This is a genomic window from Siphonobacter aquaeclarae, assembly GCF_900103285.1.
In the GTDB taxonomy this organism is placed as follows: Bacteria; Bacteroidota; Bacteroidia; order Cytophagales; family Spirosomataceae; genus Siphonobacter; species Siphonobacter aquaeclarae.
Genome location: NZ_FNGS01000002.1, coordinates 121,509 through 139,547, shown reverse-complemented (window position 1 = coordinate 139,547; position 18,039 = coordinate 121,509). Strand labels below are relative to the sequence as shown.

General features: G+C 56.2%; 14 protein-coding genes. 9 read left to right on the top strand and 5 right to left on the bottom strand.

What is annotated here, in order from left to right; genetic code table 11:
* Positions 1-44: 44 nt before the first annotated feature.
* From BLR09_RS04015 to BLR09_RS04005, 3 genes are read right to left on the bottom strand one after another with little or no spacing between them, the layout of a single operon-like run.
* Positions 45-605: an isochorismatase family protein gene (locus BLR09_RS04015; RefSeq protein WP_093198140.1), complete on the bottom strand. Its 561-nt coding sequence runs from the start codon at positions 603-605 to the stop codon at positions 45-47.
* Between the two features lie 30 nt (positions 606-635).
* Entirely contained in the window at positions 636-1,862 is a 1,227-nt protein-coding gene (locus BLR09_RS04010; RefSeq protein ID WP_093198137.1) for an MFS transporter, read from the bottom strand.
* Between the two features lies 1 nt (position 1,863).
* Positions 1,864-2,292: a MarR family winged helix-turn-helix transcriptional regulator gene (locus BLR09_RS04005; RefSeq protein ID WP_093198134.1), complete on the bottom strand. Its 429-nt coding sequence runs from the start codon at positions 2,290-2,292 to the stop codon at positions 1,864-1,866.
* Between the two features lie 149 nt (positions 2,293-2,441).
* Here BLR09_RS04005 and BLR09_RS04000 point away from each other — a divergent pair, with 149 nt between their 5' ends.
* Positions 2,442-3,008, top strand: a complete 567-nt coding sequence (locus BLR09_RS04000) for a WD40 repeat domain-containing protein (RefSeq protein ID WP_093198131.1) — start codon at positions 2,442-2,444, stop codon at positions 3,006-3,008.
* Here the strand turns inward: BLR09_RS04000 and BLR09_RS03995 are convergent.
* On the bottom strand, positions 3,005-4,123 hold the full coding sequence (locus BLR09_RS03995) for an FAD-dependent oxidoreductase (protein ID WP_093198128.1): 1,119 nt from the start codon (positions 4,121-4,123) through the stop codon (positions 3,005-3,007). The two genes, BLR09_RS04000 and BLR09_RS03995, sit on opposite strands and share 4 nt — an antisense overlap.
* Positions 4,120-4,719: a TetR/AcrR family transcriptional regulator gene (locus BLR09_RS03990; RefSeq protein ID WP_093198125.1), complete on the bottom strand. Its 600-nt coding sequence runs from the start codon at positions 4,717-4,719 to the stop codon at positions 4,120-4,122. The genes BLR09_RS03995 and BLR09_RS03990 overlap by 4 nt, the downstream gene beginning before the upstream one ends.
* Positions 4,720-4,832: 113 nt before the next feature.
* Between BLR09_RS03990 and BLR09_RS03985 the strand changes: the two genes are divergently transcribed.
* The 8 genes from BLR09_RS03985 (at position 4,833) to BLR09_RS03950 (ending at position 17,999) form a co-directional block, all read left to right on the top strand.
* Positions 4,833-5,627, top strand: a complete 795-nt coding sequence (locus tag BLR09_RS03985; protein ID WP_093198123.1) for a PhzF family phenazine biosynthesis protein — start codon at positions 4,833-4,835, stop codon at positions 5,625-5,627.
* A gap of 577 nt (positions 5,628-6,204) precedes the next feature.
* Positions 6,205-9,273, top strand: coding sequence for a SusC/RagA family TonB-linked outer membrane protein (locus BLR09_RS03980; protein WP_394331398.1), 3,069 nt, complete (start codon positions 6,205-6,207; stop codon positions 9,271-9,273).
* A gap of 43 nt (positions 9,274-9,316) precedes the next feature.
* Positions 9,317-10,849: a RagB/SusD family nutrient uptake outer membrane protein gene (locus BLR09_RS03975; protein WP_093199619.1), complete on the top strand. Its 1,533-nt coding sequence runs from the start codon at positions 9,317-9,319 to the stop codon at positions 10,847-10,849.
* Positions 10,850-10,981: 132 nt separating this feature from the next.
* Positions 10,982-13,684 carry a PQQ-dependent sugar dehydrogenase gene (locus tag BLR09_RS03970; protein WP_093198118.1) on the top strand — a complete coding sequence of 901 codons (2,703 nt, stop codon included), beginning with the start codon at positions 10,982-10,984 and terminating at the stop codon, positions 13,682-13,684.
* A gap of 100 nt (positions 13,685-13,784) precedes the next feature.
* Positions 13,785-14,543, top strand: coding sequence for a 3-keto-disaccharide hydrolase (locus BLR09_RS03965; protein WP_093198115.1), 759 nt, complete (start codon positions 13,785-13,787; stop codon positions 14,541-14,543).
* 19 nt (positions 14,544-14,562) lie between these two features.
* Complete coding sequence (locus tag BLR09_RS03960) at positions 14,563-15,624, top strand: aldose 1-epimerase family protein (RefSeq protein ID WP_093198112.1); 1,062 nt, start codon at positions 14,563-14,565, stop codon at positions 15,622-15,624.
* A gap of 21 nt (positions 15,625-15,645) precedes the next feature.
* Positions 15,646-16,863 carry a class I mannose-6-phosphate isomerase gene (locus tag BLR09_RS03955; RefSeq protein WP_093198109.1) on the top strand — a complete coding sequence of 406 codons (1,218 nt, stop codon included), beginning with the start codon at positions 15,646-15,648 and terminating at the stop codon, positions 16,861-16,863.
* A 110-nt stretch (positions 16,864-16,973) separates the two neighbouring features.
* Entirely contained in the window at positions 16,974-17,999 is a 1,026-nt protein-coding gene (locus BLR09_RS03950) for a sugar phosphate isomerase/epimerase family protein (RefSeq protein WP_093198106.1), read from the top strand.
* The last annotated feature ends 40 nt before the right edge of the window (positions 18,000-18,039 follow it).

Genomic DNA, 18,039 nt, shown 5'->3' with positions numbered 1-18,039 from the left:
ACAGAAGACACAGAAAGACCCTTCTGTGTCTTCTGTGAGAAAAATCAGTCCCTTAACAATTCTATTACCTCCCCCGATTCCCCCACTTCCCCGATCCGGGGAAAAATCACGTTCAGGCTGTGTTCATGAGCAGCTACCGTCCAGTCGGTCATACCATCGCGGACAAACGTCAGGTTATATCCCAGCTCCGCTGCGCTTCGGGCGGTACCTTCCACACCGATGCTCGTCGCCACTCCCGCCAGCACGATACCGGTGATGCCCCTGCGTTGCAGTTCTTCGTGCAGCGGTGTGCCGAAGAAGGCATTCCAGCCGGGTTTGACGATCCGGATATCTTCCGGGAGTACTTCCAGTTCCGGTGCTACTTCATACAACACAGGATCGGTCGATACCGCGCGGGCAGCACTATCCCGCCGAATGGCAGGGTTCGGTTGCGGAGGATGTACCGTCACAAAAACGACCGGTAAACCGGCTTGCCGGAACGCGGCAAGCAATTTCCCGACCCGTTCCAGCAATTCGGATGAAGGTAACCGGAGGGGATAATTCAATATCCCTTTCTGTAAGTCAATCAGTACCAGTGCGGTACGCGGATCAAGTGCAGTAATCATGCGGAATGGATTTTAAGATGGAAAGAATAGTCAGACAACGGCGGCGGCTTCCTCCGGAACCGCCTTACGCTTCAGCTCTTTCCGGTGCAGCAGGGCCAGCAGCAGAGCCAGTATTCCCTGCACCAGCACCGTTGTCTGTACGCCGAGGTAGTGCGACGCCGCGCCTACGAGCAGGCTTCCCAACGGAAGCATTCCAGAAAAAGCCATGACATACAAACTGATGACGCGCCCGCGCATCTCCGGAGCTGCCTGCGTTTGCAACAAGGTATTGCTGATCGTTACCTGAGACATGGTACCGAATGCCGCCGGTATCAGGCAGAGCAATGCCAGCGGATAAACGGTCATATGGGAAAAGGCCAGCAAGCCGGCTCCGAGGATAAACGTATTGACGGTGAGGACTTTCTGCAGGTTTGTGCCCGGGCGAAGCGAGGCCAGGTACATCGCCCCGGCAAAGGCCCCCAGCCCGACCGCGCTGTCGATAAACCCGAAGGTCGACGCCGTCCCGTGAAAAATATCCTTCGCATATACCGGCATCAGCGTCGTAAACGGCAGGACAAACAGGCAGGCGAGGGCCAGCATCCAGATGATGCGCCCCAGCGCCGGATTTTCCCGGACATAGGAAAGCCCGTCCCGGAATTCGGTCAGGATGTTTTTGGTATGTTTCTGGGGAACATAGGGAGCCAGTTTCATCTGCAGGAGCGACGCGATGACGGCGACAAAACTCACTGCATTCAGCCCGAAACAGACGACTTCGCCGAGGTGCTCGATCGCGAGCCCGGCAATGGCCGGTCCGAGTAGTTTCGAGAGGTTGACCATCGACGAGTTCAACGCTACCGCATTTGACAGGTCTTTTTTGTCTTCCACCATTTCGTACACCAGTGACTGCCGCGCGGGCGTATCAAAGGCGTTGATCAGCCCCAGAACGACGCTCAGCCCCAGAATACCGGGTACCGGATCGGCCTGAAACCAGACGGTCAGCGTCAGGGCAATGGCCTGAAACATCGAAAGTACCTGCGTCAGGAGAAGAATCCGGTACCGGTTGTACCGGTCGGAGAATACCCCTCCCAGCGGCGTCAGCAGGGAAGAGGGGAAAAGCGTCGCGAAAACAGATACGCCGAGCATCCATTTCGAATGCGTCTGGTTGTAGACTACCCAGCTGACGGCCGACTTCTGCATCCACGTACCCAGGAGAGAAATGGACTGTCCCGCAAAAAACAACCGGTAGTTCCGGCTTCGGAAGGCACTGAATGTATTCATATTATTCGAATTCGACCAGCTTGTTCAATGGGGTCAGTACCTGTTCGAGAAGTTGCCGCTCGGCAGGCGTGCAGGTTTCCCGCAGCGCACGGGAGAGCCACTCATCGCGCTCGTGCCGGGTGGTCCGCAGCAAGGTCTGGCCTGCCTCTGAGAGCGAAACACGGATTTTCCGCCGGTCGGTCTCCGCCGGCTCCCGGCGTATGTAACCTTTTTCTGCTAAATGATTGAGAATCTGAGACATCGACTGTGTTGTGACCTTCTCCTGCCGGGCCAGTTCGCTCGGCAGCAGGTAGTCGTGCTCGGCCAGTTGCCGGATTACCGCCAGTTCGGTCAGCGACAGTTCCCGGCGGATAGCCGACTGGCTCCGCAGTTTCTTCTGAAGACGGGTCAGGGCAGTACGCAGCTCCGACGCCAGCACAAGATCTTCCATAGGTAAGTAAACTTGTTAAGTTACTTTACTATTTGAACGGGAAAAAACCGGGAAGAGTGCCCGGTTTTTGTTTTTCTTTTCGATAGAAGAAATTAGTTTTACGACGAACCTCCCGGACAGAAAAAATATCCGGAAATTATACCTGAGCCATGAAAAACGTATTGCTTGCCGGTGCGGTCCTGACGCTGACCGCCTGTGGCACCATTCGGAACAACCGACCGACTTACCAAACCAAACTCCTCAACGAAACACCGGTGAGGGCTGTCTACAGCCCGGACGGCCGGTACGTCGGTACCGGCGTATTCGGTGGCGTGCGTATCTGGGCTGTCGGCTCGGGCGAGGCGATCGATTTTCCGACGAAATTGAAAAATGAGAGCCCCCGTTTCATTGCGTTTTCGCCGGACAGCCGGCTGGTTGCCGCCGGTGTATGGGGAGCTGTACGTGTCTGGAAGGTAGACGGCAGCGGCGTACGGGATTATGCTACGCAATTGCGCAACGATACCCCGCCGAGCGTCAGCTTTTCACCGGACGGTCGCCTCCTTGCCGCCGGTATCTATGGAAAAGTCCGTGTCTGGAACGTCGAAACCGGTGCATTTAAGGACTATCCCATGCCGCTTGCCAACGAAACACCCCGCTTTGTTTCCTTTTCGCCGGATGGCCGGAGCATAGCTGCCGGCGCTTACGGCGGCCTCATGAAGTGGGACCTCGAAGGCTAATCTTTCCAGAGGCTGACCAGGTGCTGCAGCCCGTTGGGAGAATGGAGTGCTTCGGTCTGTTCCAGGGTCATGCGGGCAATCTCCCCCGCCCGCTTCCGCATACCTGTTTCGTAACGGGTAATTGCGGCGGCAGGGTCGCTCTCTGCAGCCAGTGCCTGGCTGAGTTCGAGCGCGTCGAGCATCGCCATGTTTACGCCTTCTCCGGCATAGGGCGGCATGAGGTGGGCGGCATCGCCGAGGAGGGTGATGTTATGCCGGGATGTCCAATCCTGATCCGGAGGCATGCAGTACTGCGGCCGGATGGTCAACGGCAGCGAGGCATTTTTGAAGAGATCGGCCCAGGCCGGGTTCCATCCCTGAAACGTGGATTCAAACCAGGCGAGGGCGGCATCCCGGTCGTTCCAGGGGCCGGCGGGCGCTTCCCCGGTTTTGCAGCCTGTGTAAAAGACCAGGCTGCCGTCTCCTTTGGAGCTGACAATCAGGGATTTTTCGTCTCCGAGGACAAAGAGCTTCCCGCCGTGCAGCCATTCGTGAATCTGCGGGATGGTATGACGGGAATCAGTGACAGCCCCTTCCACAATCGTGATGCCGGCGTAGAAAGGCCGGATATCCGTCACCAGCGCACGTACTTTGGAGTTGGCGCCGTCGGCCCCGACAACGAGATCGGCATATGCCACCGAGCCGTTTGCAAACGTCAGCTGCCAGCCTCCGTTCATTTCTTCGAGGGATTGTAAATGACTGTCCCAGACCACTGTTCCCGGCGTCAGCGAATCGAGCAGCAAATCCCGGAGCGGTCCGCGGTCGATTTCCGGGCGGTAAGCTTCTTTTTCTTTGCCGTGGTCGCCGTCTTCCCAGATGATATTCGCCTGATTGTCAAGTACCCGGGTATAGTCCGCGCCGGGCCGGTATTCACGGAGAAACGCTTCGGTCAGTCCGGCAACTTCCAGGGCGAGCAGGCCGGAGTCATGGTGAAGGTCGAGCGTAGCGCCCTGCACCCGTACTTCCCGGCTGCGGTCGCGTTCGTATACGGTAACCTGTGCGCCCTGCTGTTGCAGCAGGCGGGCGAGCGTCAGTCCTCCCGGACCTCCGCCGATAATCGCAATAATGGTTTTCATGGTAGTAAGGCACTTTGAATGAGTGAGGAGCAAACGTCGCCGAGCAAAGCTTCGGAGAAAGGCGGTTCATGGCGGTCTGCCCGCTCAAACGACTCGTTCACCAGCTCGAACAGGGGCGCAAAAAGCAATGCCCGGTACACGGGTATCGGAAACGGCCGGATACGGCCGGCTTCGGCATGGCGGGTCAGGAAACGGTGAATGGGAGCGAAAAACTGCCCTTCCCGGATGCCGCGTTCCTGATAGGCTTTGTTGAGCAGGGGAGAGGATTTTCCGTACTGCATCAGGGCAAAGGCTTCGCGGTTGGCCGTCAGGTAGCAATAGGTATTCTGCCAGATATGCCGGACGCCGTCGGCAAACGGCTGCATATCGTCGAACCCATCCAGCACCGCCGCTTCATAGGCGCCCAGTACCTCTTCGATAAAGAGCCGGATGAGCAGGTCTTCCTTGTCCTTATACTTGAGATAGATGGTCCGGGGCGAGATTTCCGCCGCCTTCGCCAGCTTCTGCATGCTGAGATTTTCCAGTCCTTCTTCCCGGATCAATTGCAGGGCTTTGGTCCGGATAGCCTGCTCCTTGTCTGCACTTCTCGGTCTCATGCGTTTTTTTGTCAAATATAAGTAAACGTTTATTTACTAATTCGTATCTGTTTCATTTTTTTTCTTGGAATAGCCTGAAAACCCCTTATTTCGGCTCAAAACCCCGAAAAGCGATGACTTTGACGATGTACCAGGTGGATGCCTTTGCCAGGCAGGTATTTACCGGAAACCCCGCGGCGATCTGCCTGCTTGCCAACTGGCTGGACGACAGCCTGATGCAACAGATAGCGATGGAGAATAACCTGGCAGAAACGGCTTTCGTGGTGGCCAACGGCAACCGTTACGACATCCGCTGGTTTACGCCAACTGTAGAGGTAGATCTTTGCGGGCATGCTACGCTGGCTGCGGCGTACATCCTGTTTCGGTTTGGCGGCGTGGATGGGGACCGGATTGATTTTCATTCGCATCGGAGCGGACCACTGGGCGTCGCGCGGGCGGGAGAATTACTGACGCTGAACTTCCCGACAGACGAGTACCATCCGGTACCGCTGACACCCGAGCTGACCGGGCCCTTCAACCGCGTACCGAAGGAAGCGTACCGCGGAAAAACGGATTATATGCTGGTGTTCGACAGCGAGGACGACATCCGCGCGCTCGAACCCCGTATGAGAGAAGTCGCGGCGATTCAGGCCCGCGGAATAATTGCGACGGCGCCTGGAACGGAGGTGGATTTTGTCTCCCGTTTTTTTGGACCTGCCTCCGGAATCGACGAAGATCCCGTAACAGGCTCCGCGCATACAACCCTTATTCCGTACTGGGCTAACCGGCTTGGGAAGACAAAACTCGCTGCTGTTCAACTTTCTTCCCGTACCGGAAAGGTAACGTGTACGTACCTCGAAAAACGGGTGGAAATAGGTGGAAACGCCCGGTTATTTATGAAGGGTGAGATCTATTTGCCGAACGATTAATTTTGAATAAATACGTTCTTATTGATAAGCTGTTAATCCGTGAGAGAAGTCTCTGTTTTCATAGGAAAGCAGAGACTTTTTTTGTGGGTATTTGTCTGTTTTCCGGACGGTATTTTTCTGCGAATAGATTGATATACAGGAGACTGATACCTGTAAGCAGTGGGGGCTTTTCCGTTGTTTTTCGTACGATAAATCGAAATAGGATAATTCCGTGAAATTCAAAAGGACTATTCTAAGGACTTTCACCGTGTTTTGTTTTAAAAGAATAAAAGATCACTTTTTCTTTTTTGCGGGATTACCGGTAACGTACTGCGTATTCTTCTGATTAATAGTCTGTTCTGATGCATTCAATGACTGAACCGTCCTGTACTTACCTGCCCGTCATGCAGGTAAGTGCAGGAGGGTTAGGGTAATTAATATATCAATATTTGAAGGCCCGATTAGATTATTTCCTTTTCCGCAGTAGCCTCTTAATCATAATCTCAAACCGATGAAACAGATTTATCAGTTCGCAGCGTGGGGTATGATGGCGTGTGCAGTCCCTGGCCTGGTCCAGGGAGCAGGATTAACGGCCCGGATGCCCTCCGGCTTACCGGTCACCCAACCCGCCCCCGGGAGACCGGCCGGCCCTTCTGTAGCCGACATTCGTGTAACGGGGCAGGTAGTGGACGAAAAAGGCGCCGGCCTCAGCGGCGTCACCATTCAGGTCAAGGGTACCACCAAGGGGACGACGACCGACTCACAGGGGAACTTCCAGCTCGTCGTGCCCAATGAGCAAAGCGTACTGCTCTTCAGCTTCGTAGGCTACAAATCCAAGGAAGTGCCGGTTGGCAAGCAGACGACTCTGCATGTCACGATGGACGTCAACGACCAGGTATTGAACGAAGTCGTCGTGGTAGGCTATGGCAGCCAGCTCAAGCGGGAAATCACCGGAGCCGTACAAACCCTGAGCAGTACTGAGCTGAAAGACATTCCGGTGTCACAGATCGGGCAGAAGCTCCAGGGCCGCCTCGCCGGCGTGCAGATCAACCAGACCACCGGCAAGCCGGGGCAGGGGATGAACATCCGTATCCGCGGGCAGGTATCGGTTTCGGCCGGCAGCGATCCGCTGTATGTGGTAGACGGGTTCCCGATTACGGGTAACATCGCGCAGCTCAATCCGGACGAAATCGAGGACATCTCCATTTTGAAAGATGCCGCGTCGACATCCCTGTACGGATCCCGGGCGGCCAACGGCGTCGTCCTGATTACCACCAAAAAAGGCAAGATCGGGCAGACAAATGTCAGCTTCGACGCCTATGCCGGGATCCAGCAGGTGCCGAAGCACGGTCGCCTCGAAATGATGAATGCCCAGGAATTCGCCCAGTTCAAAAAGGAGTATTATCAGGACGGCGGCCAGGCCGTTCCGACGGAGTTTCAGAACCCGGAGCAATACGCCGGCAAAAACAACGACTGGTACGATGCCCTGTTGCGTGTCGCCCCGATTCAGAGCTATACGCTCAGTGTTTCTTCCAACAAGGAGCGCTCCAATACCTCGCTTGTCGCCGGGGTGTTCAATCAGCAGGGGGTAGTCATCAACAATGCTTACAAGCGCTACTCACTCCGACTGAACTCAAACTACAATCTTTCCGACCGCGTGGCTGTAGGCTTCAACGTGGCGCCTTCTTACGTATATGACAATACGCCACGGTCTGACGGCGACCGCGGTACCGGGATTCTCTTCAACGCCCTGCATACCTGGCCGATCATGCCGATCCGGGATGCCAACGGCGAGCTGACAAAGTACAATCAGCTGCCCAGCAGTACGGGGAACATCTACGCGTATCCGAACTGGGTACGTGCAGCAAAGGAAATTACGAACGAGACGAAGAATACGAACCTGCTTTCCAATGCGTACATTACCTATTCACCGATAAAGGGCTTGTCGCTTAAGTCGACTATTAACATTGAATACCTGAATTCGAAGTACTTCTGGTTCAACCCGTCTACGGCTACGGCAAACATCAACGTGCCGATTCCGACGACGGCCGTCTCGATTCGTCAAAGTGTTGAAAACATTTCCTGGCTGAATGAAAACCTCGCCACCTATGCCCGCAGTTTCGGCGATCACCACTTCGAACTGCTCGGTGGTTTCACCAATCAGCATTTCCGTCAGGATGTAACCCGTATCACGGCCAATACGTACTCCGATGACCGTCTCCCGACTATCCAGGGTGCCATCAACATCGATCGTACGGGTACCAACAACCAGGTAAACGCCTGGGCCCTGACTTCTTACTTATCCCGCTTAACCTACAACTACAAAGGAAAGTACCTTTTTACCGCTGCTATCCGGACGGACGGATCGTCCCGCTTCGGTTCCAACAACCGCTGGGGAACATTCCCCTCGGCATCGCTGGGCTGGGTGGTGTCGGATGAAAACTTCCTGCAATCGGTCCGCCAGGTATCGTTTGCCAAACTCCGCGCGAGCTATGGCGTGATCGGTAACAACAACATCGGTAACTACACGCAGTATGCTCTGGTAAACAACACCGTCAACGCCGTTTTCGGCGGAAACGTGGCGACGGGTGCAGCGGTAACCTCCCTGTCAAACCCCAACCTCGGCTGGGAAACAACCAAGCAGTTTGACTTCGGGCTCGACCTCGGCTTGTTCAACGACCGCATCCAGCTGGTGTATGACTTCTATACCAAGCGGACGACGAACCTGTTGTACGCCGTGCAGATTCCGCAGGAAGCCGGTTTCACCAACTTCAATGACAACATCGGTGAAATCAAGTTCTGGGGGCACGAAATCGCCGTCAACACGAAGAACACGACCGGGCGATTCAAGTGGAATACCAGCGCGAATATCTCCTTCAACCGCAACAAGGTCATGGCGCTCGCTCCCGGAATTGACCGCGTCTACGGCTCTTTCCACATCACGCAGGTAGGCAAACCGTTTGGTCAGTTCTACGGCCTGGTGTCACAGGGGATGTACATGAACCAGGAAGACCTGAACAGCTCGCCGCAGATTCCGGGCCGCTCTGCTGTCGGAACGATCAAACTGAAAGACGTTAACGGCGACGGGGTGATTACCTATGGCGGTGATATGGACGACCGGACCATTCTCGGCAGTCCCTTCCCCAAGTTTGTATACGGGTTGACGAATACCTTCCAGTTCGGAAGCTGGGATATGGCGATCGTGGGTTCCGGGTCCTTTGGCAACAAGCTCTGGATGCGCCACCTGTACAGTACGGCCAACCTCGACGGGGTATTTAACATGGTCAAGAAAGCCATCCACCGCTTCCGCTCTCCGCAGGATCCGGGTGACGGGATCTTCGGTACGACCGTTGGCGGCGGAAACTTCACGGGCGTGGAGCGCGACTGGCCGAACAGCCACTTCCTCTATGACGCGTCCTACTTCACCATCAAGAACATAACCGTCGGCTACAACTTCGGCGCGATGCGGAAGTTTTTCAAGTCGGCCCGTCTGTATGCCTCCTGCCAGCAGGTATACGTCTTCACGAAGTACTGGGGTGGAAACAACCCGGAAACGAGTGCGCAGGGTGACGGTAACGGCGACGGCGGCAACCTGAGCCAGGGCGTCGACCTGTCCAACTACCCCGTTCCCCGCACGTACACGCTGGGCCTTAACCTCAAATTCTGACCATCTGTCCATTTCCTTCCATATGTTCATTCTTCAGAAGACGATGAAAAAAAGACTTTTGGTAACCTGGCTGATGGGTGTCGCGATGACCGGCTGCCAGAGTGATTTCCTGACAGTTATTCCCGAAACCAACCTGAGTTCGGGGATCTTTTTCAAAACCGAAGCAGATTTTGCGCAGGCGGTTAATGCCACCTATGTACCCCTGCGGGCCATCTTCAACGAACGCGCCTGGATTCTCGGGGAGCTGCACTCCGACAATACCTACTACGCCCGGAATATCCTCTTCGGAGCGGTAGACGGGACGGAAAACGTAGCGGATTTTGCCATTCCGATCGGAAACAGTACGACGGATAAGGGCGTGGCGGTCAAGGTTACGGCCAATGACAACGTCCTGCAGCAATACCGCTATGATTACCAGATCATTGCCCGGGCCAACCAGATCCTCGATGTGATCGATAAGGTGGATTTCAACGCCGACTCGAAAAACAACCTGAAAGGCCAGGCGCTGTTCCTGCGTGCATTTGCCTACTTTGAACTGGTTCGTTATTTCGGACAGGTACCCCTTCACCTCAAGCCGGTGACAGGCCGGGGCGACGCGGCGCTGCCGTTGTCGACGAAAGAGGAGCTGTACGCCCAGATTGAGAAAGACGCAACCGCAGCAGCCGGCCTCCTCTTCAGCAAGGCCAAGCAGGAAGCGGGCCGCGTGACGTCGGGTTCCGCCAAAACACTGCTGGCCGACCTGTACCTGACCCAGAAAAAATGGGCGCAGGCGGAAGCCGCGGCGAAGGATGTCGTCAACGATACCTATAGCCTCATGCCGGACTACAACGATGCCTTCACGTACACCGCGTCGAACAAGAACAATGCAGAGTCGATTTTCGAAGTGCAGTACATGGAAGGATCGGCGGGATACAATGGAAACTACATCTATCGGGTTATTCCGACACCGATTACGGCAGCGGAACTGGCGCCGATCACCGGCACGTCGAACCCACAGGGTCTTTCCGGCGAAAACAACAATATCCCGACACCGGATGTCATCGCCGCATACGAAAAAGGGGACAAGCGCAAGGATATTTCAATCGGAACCGTGACCCTGAGCCAGAGCCTGCGGGACAACAAGGTGTATCCATACATCAAGAAGTTTGCCCGTACGCACTCCCTGCACAACAACACGGGCCAGAACTGGCCGGTATACCGTTTCTCGGAAGCCCTGCTTTTCCTGGCTGAAGCGCTCAACGAGCAGGGTAAAACTACCGACGCTGCGACGTACCTGAACCGCGTCCGTACCCGTGCAGGACTGGCGGCTGCCACGGCCGCGTCCCAGACAGACATGCGCGAAGCAATTTTCAAGGAACGCCGGGTGGAACTGGCCTTTGAAAACAAGCGCTGGTTTGATCTTGTCCGGACCGGTCGCGTGAAGGAAATCATCACCGCCTACGGGGCACGTGTAAAAGCAAAGCCGACGGACTATTATTTCCCCGCCGGCGCCGTGCCGCCGCCGAATGCCTTTACCAATCTCGACGATTACTATCCGCTGCCGGCGGTAGAATCGGCACTGACGCCTTACTTCTGACGCCCGAAGGCGCCGGCCGCAGGCCGGCGCCTTCAAAGATTCCCGATGGAAAGCTGGTCTTTTCCTGTATTTTCCGGGTACCAAAGAGAACCGCAAAAAACCAATTCCTCATACTCATAACCCTATTTGGCTATGTTCCCAACTAGCAAACCTGCCCGGCTACTGACAGCATTCAGCCTGTTTGTGCTGGTCGGTACATCGTGGATCTCCCTGCAACAGGCGGACTCGGTGCAAACCAGGCAGGAAGATCCGAAGACCGACAAGCTTAAACTGCCCCCGAATTTCAAGGCAGAACACCTTTACAGCCCGTCCGATGCCGACCAGGGTTCCTGGGTGGCAATGACGTTTGACGACAAGGGACGCATGATTACGTCCGATCAATACGGCTATCTCTACCGGGTGGACGTCCCGGCGATCGGTTCCGGTCAGAAAGCCAAAGTCGAACGGCTGAAAATCAGTATGGCCAACCTGCCCAACGACGACCCCAAAAAGCCGAAAGTCGAAATGGGATACGCACAGGGCCTTCTCTGGGCGTTTAACAGCCTTTACGTCATGGTAAACCACCGGAGCGATGCGACGCTTTCCCGGGGTAGCGGTCTTTACCGCCTGACGGATACCGACAGCGACGGCGAGCTCGACAAGATTACACTCATCAAGGAACTGAAAGGCGAAGGCGAACACGGTCCTCACAGCGTTGTGCTCGCGCCGGACAAGAAATCAATTTACGTCGTCTGCGGAAACCACACCGACGCACCTAAAATGGATGCCTATCGTCTGCCTCCCAACTGGGCCGACGATAACCTTTTCCCCAAGATCACCGATCCCCGCGGGCACGCCGCCGACCGGAACGCACCCGGGGGATGGATAGCGCAAATCGACCCGGAAGGCAAGCGCTGGGAATTGATCAGCGCCGGATACCGCAACCCGTTTGATATCGCCTTCAATGAATCCGGCGATATGTTTACCTATGATTCCGACATGGAATGGGATTTCGGTCTGCCGTGGTACCGGCCGACACGTATCTGCCATGCCACCAGCGCAAGTGAATTCGGCTGGCGGACAGGCGATGGCAAATGGTTGCCGGCTAACCCCGATAACCTGCCGCCGGTAGTGAATGTCGGACAGGGATCACCCACCAACCTCATGTCAGGACATAATGCCCGTTTTCCGCAGAAGTATCGTCAGTCTCTGTATGCGTTTGACTGGAGTTTCGGCATTATTTACTCGATTCAGCTGAAGCCCAAGGGTTCGTCTTACGACGCCGACCTCGAAGAATTCGTTTCCGGCTCTCCGCTTCCGCTGACGGACGGCGCTATTGGTCCTGACGGTGCGATGTATTTTCTGACGGGAGGCCGTCGGCTTGAGTCGGACCTTTATCGCATCTATTATACGGGTAGTGAATCAACCAAGCCGGCGGACAAACCGGCGACGGTTTCAAAAGAACGCCAGCTGCGTCTCCAGCTGGAGCAATTCCACGGCGATCCGAATCCGCAGGCGCTTGCTGTCGCGTGGCCGCAGCTGAACAATCCAGACCGCTTCATCCGCTATGCTGCCCGCCTGGCCGTCGAGCACCAACCGGTTGCTGAATGGCAGGAGAAAGCACTGACAGAAGCAGATCCCCGCCGGCGTACACAGGCGCTTATTGCGCTGGCCCGCCAGGGCGACGCGTCGCTGAAGCCTAAGATTCTGAATGCCCTCGCTTCGCTTCCGGTGGGTCAATTGCCTGAAGATCAGCAATTTGATGCAATTCGTGCCTTTGAACTTGTTTTCACCCGGATGGGTGCGCCAGACCCGGCCGAGAAGACCAAAGTCGTCTCCCTCCTCAATCCGATGTTTCCGGCAAAGACGGCCTTGCTGAACCGGGGTCTGAGTCGTGTTCTGATCTACCTGGAAGCGCCGGGCATCATTGGCAAGACGCTGAAGCAGATGACGCTGAAGGACGAGCCCGGGCTGCACGATCTCGGCCTCGAACCGGGTAAGGCGTCGTCCGACCTGATCCTCCGTAACCCGCAATACGGCCTTGATATCGCCAAAATGCTCGAAAAAGTACCGCCGCTGCAGCAGACGTTTTATGCCGTCATGTTGAGCCGTGCGGATCAGGGATGGACGCCCGAACAACGGAACGAATATTTCACGTGGTTCCGCAACGGATTCAAGTATCAGGGAGGACGGAGCTACGTCGGATTTATTGACCGTGCCCGGAAACTGGCGCTGGCGCATGTACCGAAAGATCAGTTTGAGAAATACAACAAACTCTCCGGCTCGGAACTTCTGACCTCCAGCGGAAACGATATCGCGGCTTCGTATACGCCGAAAGGTCCTTACCGGCAATGGAAAGTAGAAGCTGCCGTAGCGGCCGTTGATACCGCTACCGGCAACCGTAGTTTCGAGCGCGGTAAGCAGATCTACTCCGCCGTGCTTTGCAGCCGTTGCCACTCCATGCGCGGAGAAGGCGGTGATATTGGTCCGGACCTGACCCAGCTTGGAACCCGTTTCTCCAACAAGGACATCCTGGAGTCGATTATTATTCCGGATAAGGTGGTCTCCGACCAGTATGCCTCTTCAATTTTTACGATGAAGAATGGGGAAACGATTCTCGGCCGCCTCGTCAGCGAAGACGCCACGAACTACGTGGTTTCGCAAAACCCGTTTGCACCGGAGGTGCTGAAGAAGGTGCCGAAGAAGAACGTAGCCTCCAAAAAATACTCTTCCGTTTCGATCATGCTGCCCGGCCTGATCAATACCCTCGGACCGGATGAACTCCGTGATCTGATGGCCTATCTGAAGGCCGGTGGCAACCCCGACGCCCCCGCTTTCAAAGCTTCCGGCAAATAAGTGTTTCCGCAACCTGACTCTACAGGTTGCGGAAACCTTTTTTAAGCCTTTTCTTGCCAACGAATACAGGAATCATCCCGTAAAATCAGGAAATAATAATATGTGTAAGCACACACGACTCTGGCTGGGAATACTCCTTCTGGCCGCGGTAGCGCCGGCACAGGCCCAATCCAAAAAAAGTAAGAAGGACGGGTTTGTTTCGATTTTCGACGGAAAGACCCTCAAGGGATGGGACGGCGACCCGACCTACTGGAAAGTGGAAGACGGCTGCATTACCGGAGAAATAACGCCTGCCACACTCTTGAAAACCAATAACTTCCTGATCTGGACGGGTGGCGAACCCGCAGACTTCGAGCTGAAGGGAGAATTCAAAATTGCTCAGACCGGCAACTCGGGTATCAACTACCGGAGCGAGCGCCTGACCGACGTACCGTTCGCGCTGAAAGGCTATCAGGCGGATATCGACGGAAAGAATACCTACACCGGCCAGAACTACGAAGAGCGCAAGCGTACCACGCTGGCGTACCGGGGGCAGATCACGAAAATTCCGCAATACACGGATACGCCTGAAAACGTCCGCTCCCACGTGAAGCGTAATGCCTGGGACGGTCTGACGGTTGTGGGTTCGCTTGGTAGCTCTGATTCCCTCAAAACCCTGATCAAAAGCGAGGACTGGAATACCTTCCACCTCGTAATCAGGGGAAACCGCCTGCAGCACTACATCAACGACGTGCTGATGAGCGATGTAACCGATGAAGATACCGTCAACGGAGCGAAGAAAGGCTACCTCGGGGTGCAGGTGCACGTCGGCCCGCCGATGAAAGTGCAGTACCGCAACCTCTTTATCAAGCAAAAGTAACCCTGCAACGACGCTCGTTTTGGCAACACATTCCTGGCAATCTTACGTATCCAACCCGGCCCAGGTGGGCGGTATTGAAACATCGGTTCTGGACAATGGTCCCGGCAGAGGTGTTCGTATCGCCTGGGTCAACACCGGTACCGGTCTGCGCTACAAAGTGGTGCTTGACCGGGCTATGGACGTCGCCGACGCCTTTTACAACCAGCACAGCCTCGCCTGGCTCAGCCATTCCGGAGTAACACCTCCGGAACCGTTTACGGAAGAGCGGCTGAACTGGCTGCGGACCTTCAACGGCGGATTGATTACTACCTGCGGGCTGACGCATGTCGGCGGACCGGAAAAAGACGAGTTCGGCGCACGCGGTCTACATGGAAGCATCAGCAACCTGCCGGCCGAGATCGAATCGATTATCCAGCCGGATCTCGCGAAGGGGCAGCTCACGATGAGCCTTACCGGACGAATCCGGGAGACGACGGTCTTCGGGCCGAGCCTGGAGCTGAAGCGCACGATTTCCGGCACCCTCGGCGAAGCCGTGATCCGCATCCGGGACGAAGTTACGAACCGGGGGAACGCACCTGCGCCGCACATGCTGCTGTATCACGTCAACTTCGGCTGGCCCCTGGCTGACAAGGACACGCAGATCGTCTGGCACGGCGAATGGGCCCCGCGGGAAGACGGCTTCAGCCATCGGTACTTCCGCGAGGGCGTTGATTTCCGGACCTGCCCGGCGCCGCTCGACGAGCACAGCGGGCCCGGCGAAGCCGCCGCCTTTATCCGGCCGGAAAAGAATGCGGCCGGATGGTCGGAAACCGGCTTGTACAACCAGCGACTCGGCATGGCGGCGATTGTCCGTTTCCGGAAAGAACAACTGCCCTGGCTGACCAACTGGCAGCACTGGGGCAGGGGAGAGTACGTTACCGGCCTTGAACCCGGCACGCATGGCCCCATCGGGCAGGCCGCGGCGCGGCGCGAGGGAACGCTGATTTTCCTCGAGCCCTGCGAAACCCGTGAGTACGACCTCGAAATCGAAGTACTGACGGATTCCGAAAGCATTCACCAATTTCTAAACCCGTCGGCCTGAATGGCTGACGATCAGTAACCTATGGAAACCATCTCAGCAGTAAGTGTAGCAAAAAAGGCGCTCGAAAAGGGCCTGGGCATTCTCCGGCTTACCCCTACCTGGGTGCCGAGATCGTTTTGCGTGCCCGGGCGGCGGATCAAACTTCACCCGGATGATTACTATGTCCTTGGCGGCGTGCGCGGCGGTATTGACGAGCGCTGGCTGTCGTCGACTACCCCCGCCAAAAACGGCCCGCTGACGGGTGAAAACGAGGGGCTCAGCCATGTCGTTTTTGAGGACGAAGGACAGGAAGTACAGTTTCTGCTGAAAGATGCGGTCGAGGAACTCGGCGCCGAGCTCATCGGCGACCGTCTCTGGAACGAATACCGCAGCTGGCCGATGTATTCGAAGTTTTTCGATAACATGGGCCCGTTGCCGCACCACCTCCACCACAACGACGAGCAGGCGGCCCTTATCGGCCAGCTTGGCAAGCCGGAAGCCTACTACTTCCCGCCCCAGCTCAATAACCACGGCGGCGACTATCCGTATACCTTCTTCGGTATCGCACCGGGGACGTCGAAGGAAACGATTAAGGAATGCCTGAAGAACTTCACCAAAGGCGATAACAAGATTACCAACTACTCTTCAGCTTACCGCCTGGAGCCGGGTACGGGCTGGGATGTTCCTCCGGGACTGCTGCACGCGCCGGGTAGTCTTTGTACCTACGAGCCGCAGAAAGCATCGGACGTCTTCGCGATGTATCAATCCCTTGTCAACGAGGCGATTATTCCGGAAGAACTCCTCTGGAACGGTACGCCGCAGGACCGCATCGGCGATTACGACCAATTGATGGAAGCCATTGACTGGGACCTCAACGTCGACCCGGAACTGATGAAAAACCGCTTCATGCCGCCGGTTCCGGTACGCCCGGAGGCGGAAATGAACGGGTACCGCGAGGTATGGGTCTGCTATAAATCCGACGCCTTCAGCGCGAAGGAACTGACGGTATTCCCCGGCCAGACGGTGACCATCACCGATGCCGCCGCCTATGGCCTCATCATCATGCAGGGACACGGTAAAATGGGTAACTGGAACGTCGAAACACCCGCCCTGATCCGGTATGGCCAGCTCACGAACGACGAGTTCTTCGTCAGCGAAGCAGCCGCCCGGCAAGGCGTCACCATCACCAACTACTCAACCACCGATCCGCTCGTGATGCTGAAGCACTTTGGGCCGGCGAATCCGGATCTGGTTTTGTAGCAGTAGGCATTAAGCAATAAGCTATAGGCTTTAAGCCCGGCTATCGGACGCTGCGCCTATAGCCTATAGCTTACAGCTTATAGCTCTAACACCACCTCTAATCTCTCCCAATGAACAACTTTCCCAAACTTCACAACGCCACCTGGCCGGGGATTGTCGGCAAGGGGCCGGATTCCGAGCCGGTGATTCCGTTTGATGACCTGTTGAAATACACGGCGAATGCCGAGGTCAACGGCGTCCGGTTCGACGGGGTAGACCTCGGTCTGCTCGATCCGCATATTAATATTGAGATGTCGGACGACGACATCAAGCGCCTCGCCGACAAGGTGGCAGGCTATAACCTCGAAATCGGCTCGCTGGTCGCGCCGATCTGGGCCGGTTCGGCGATGGGTACCGCCGAGCAGCGGAAGGTATTCGTGGACATGGTCCGGAAGTCCTGCCATATCGGTAAGGTACTCCGCGACCTGGGTATCCGCCCGAGCGGTATCGTCCGGATTGACTCGTCGGCTTCCCCGCACGACTGGGAAAAAGACCCCGCCGGCAATACCCGGCTGATTGCCCAGACGTTCCGTGAAGCCTGCGACGTGGCTGCTGATTTCGGTGAAAGTCTCGCTGCCGAAGGAGAAATCTGCTGGGGCGGTATGCAGTCGTGGCGAACCATGCTCGATACCCTTGAAGCGGTGGACCGCGCCAATATCGGCTTCCAGGCAGATATGTCCCATACCTTCCTGTACCTCCTGGGGTATAACCGGGAAGAAGACCGCATCCTGCCGGCGGATTTCCAGTGGGGCGACCGCGCCGCGCTCACCGAAGGCTTGAAAACCCTGACGAAAGCGCTTCGTCCGTGGACGCTGGACTTCCACGTTGCACAAAATGACGGTACCGTCTTCGGCTCCGGCTCGCACGATAAAACCGGCCGCCACTGCCAGGCGAAAGATCCCAACGGCAAGCTGGACGTGCCGAACGATGCCGGCTTCTGGCTGCGCGACGAAAGCGGACAGCTCACCAAAAAATTCCGGCATATCTGCTGGGATGGCTGTATGTTCCCGAATGCGGTTATGACCAATCCGCAGACCTGGAACGACATCCTCGAAACCATGATCGCTGTCCGTGAGCGGCACGGCTGGTACGAATAGAAGAAAGAAGGTATTCCTCCTTTCTTCACCCAACGACACT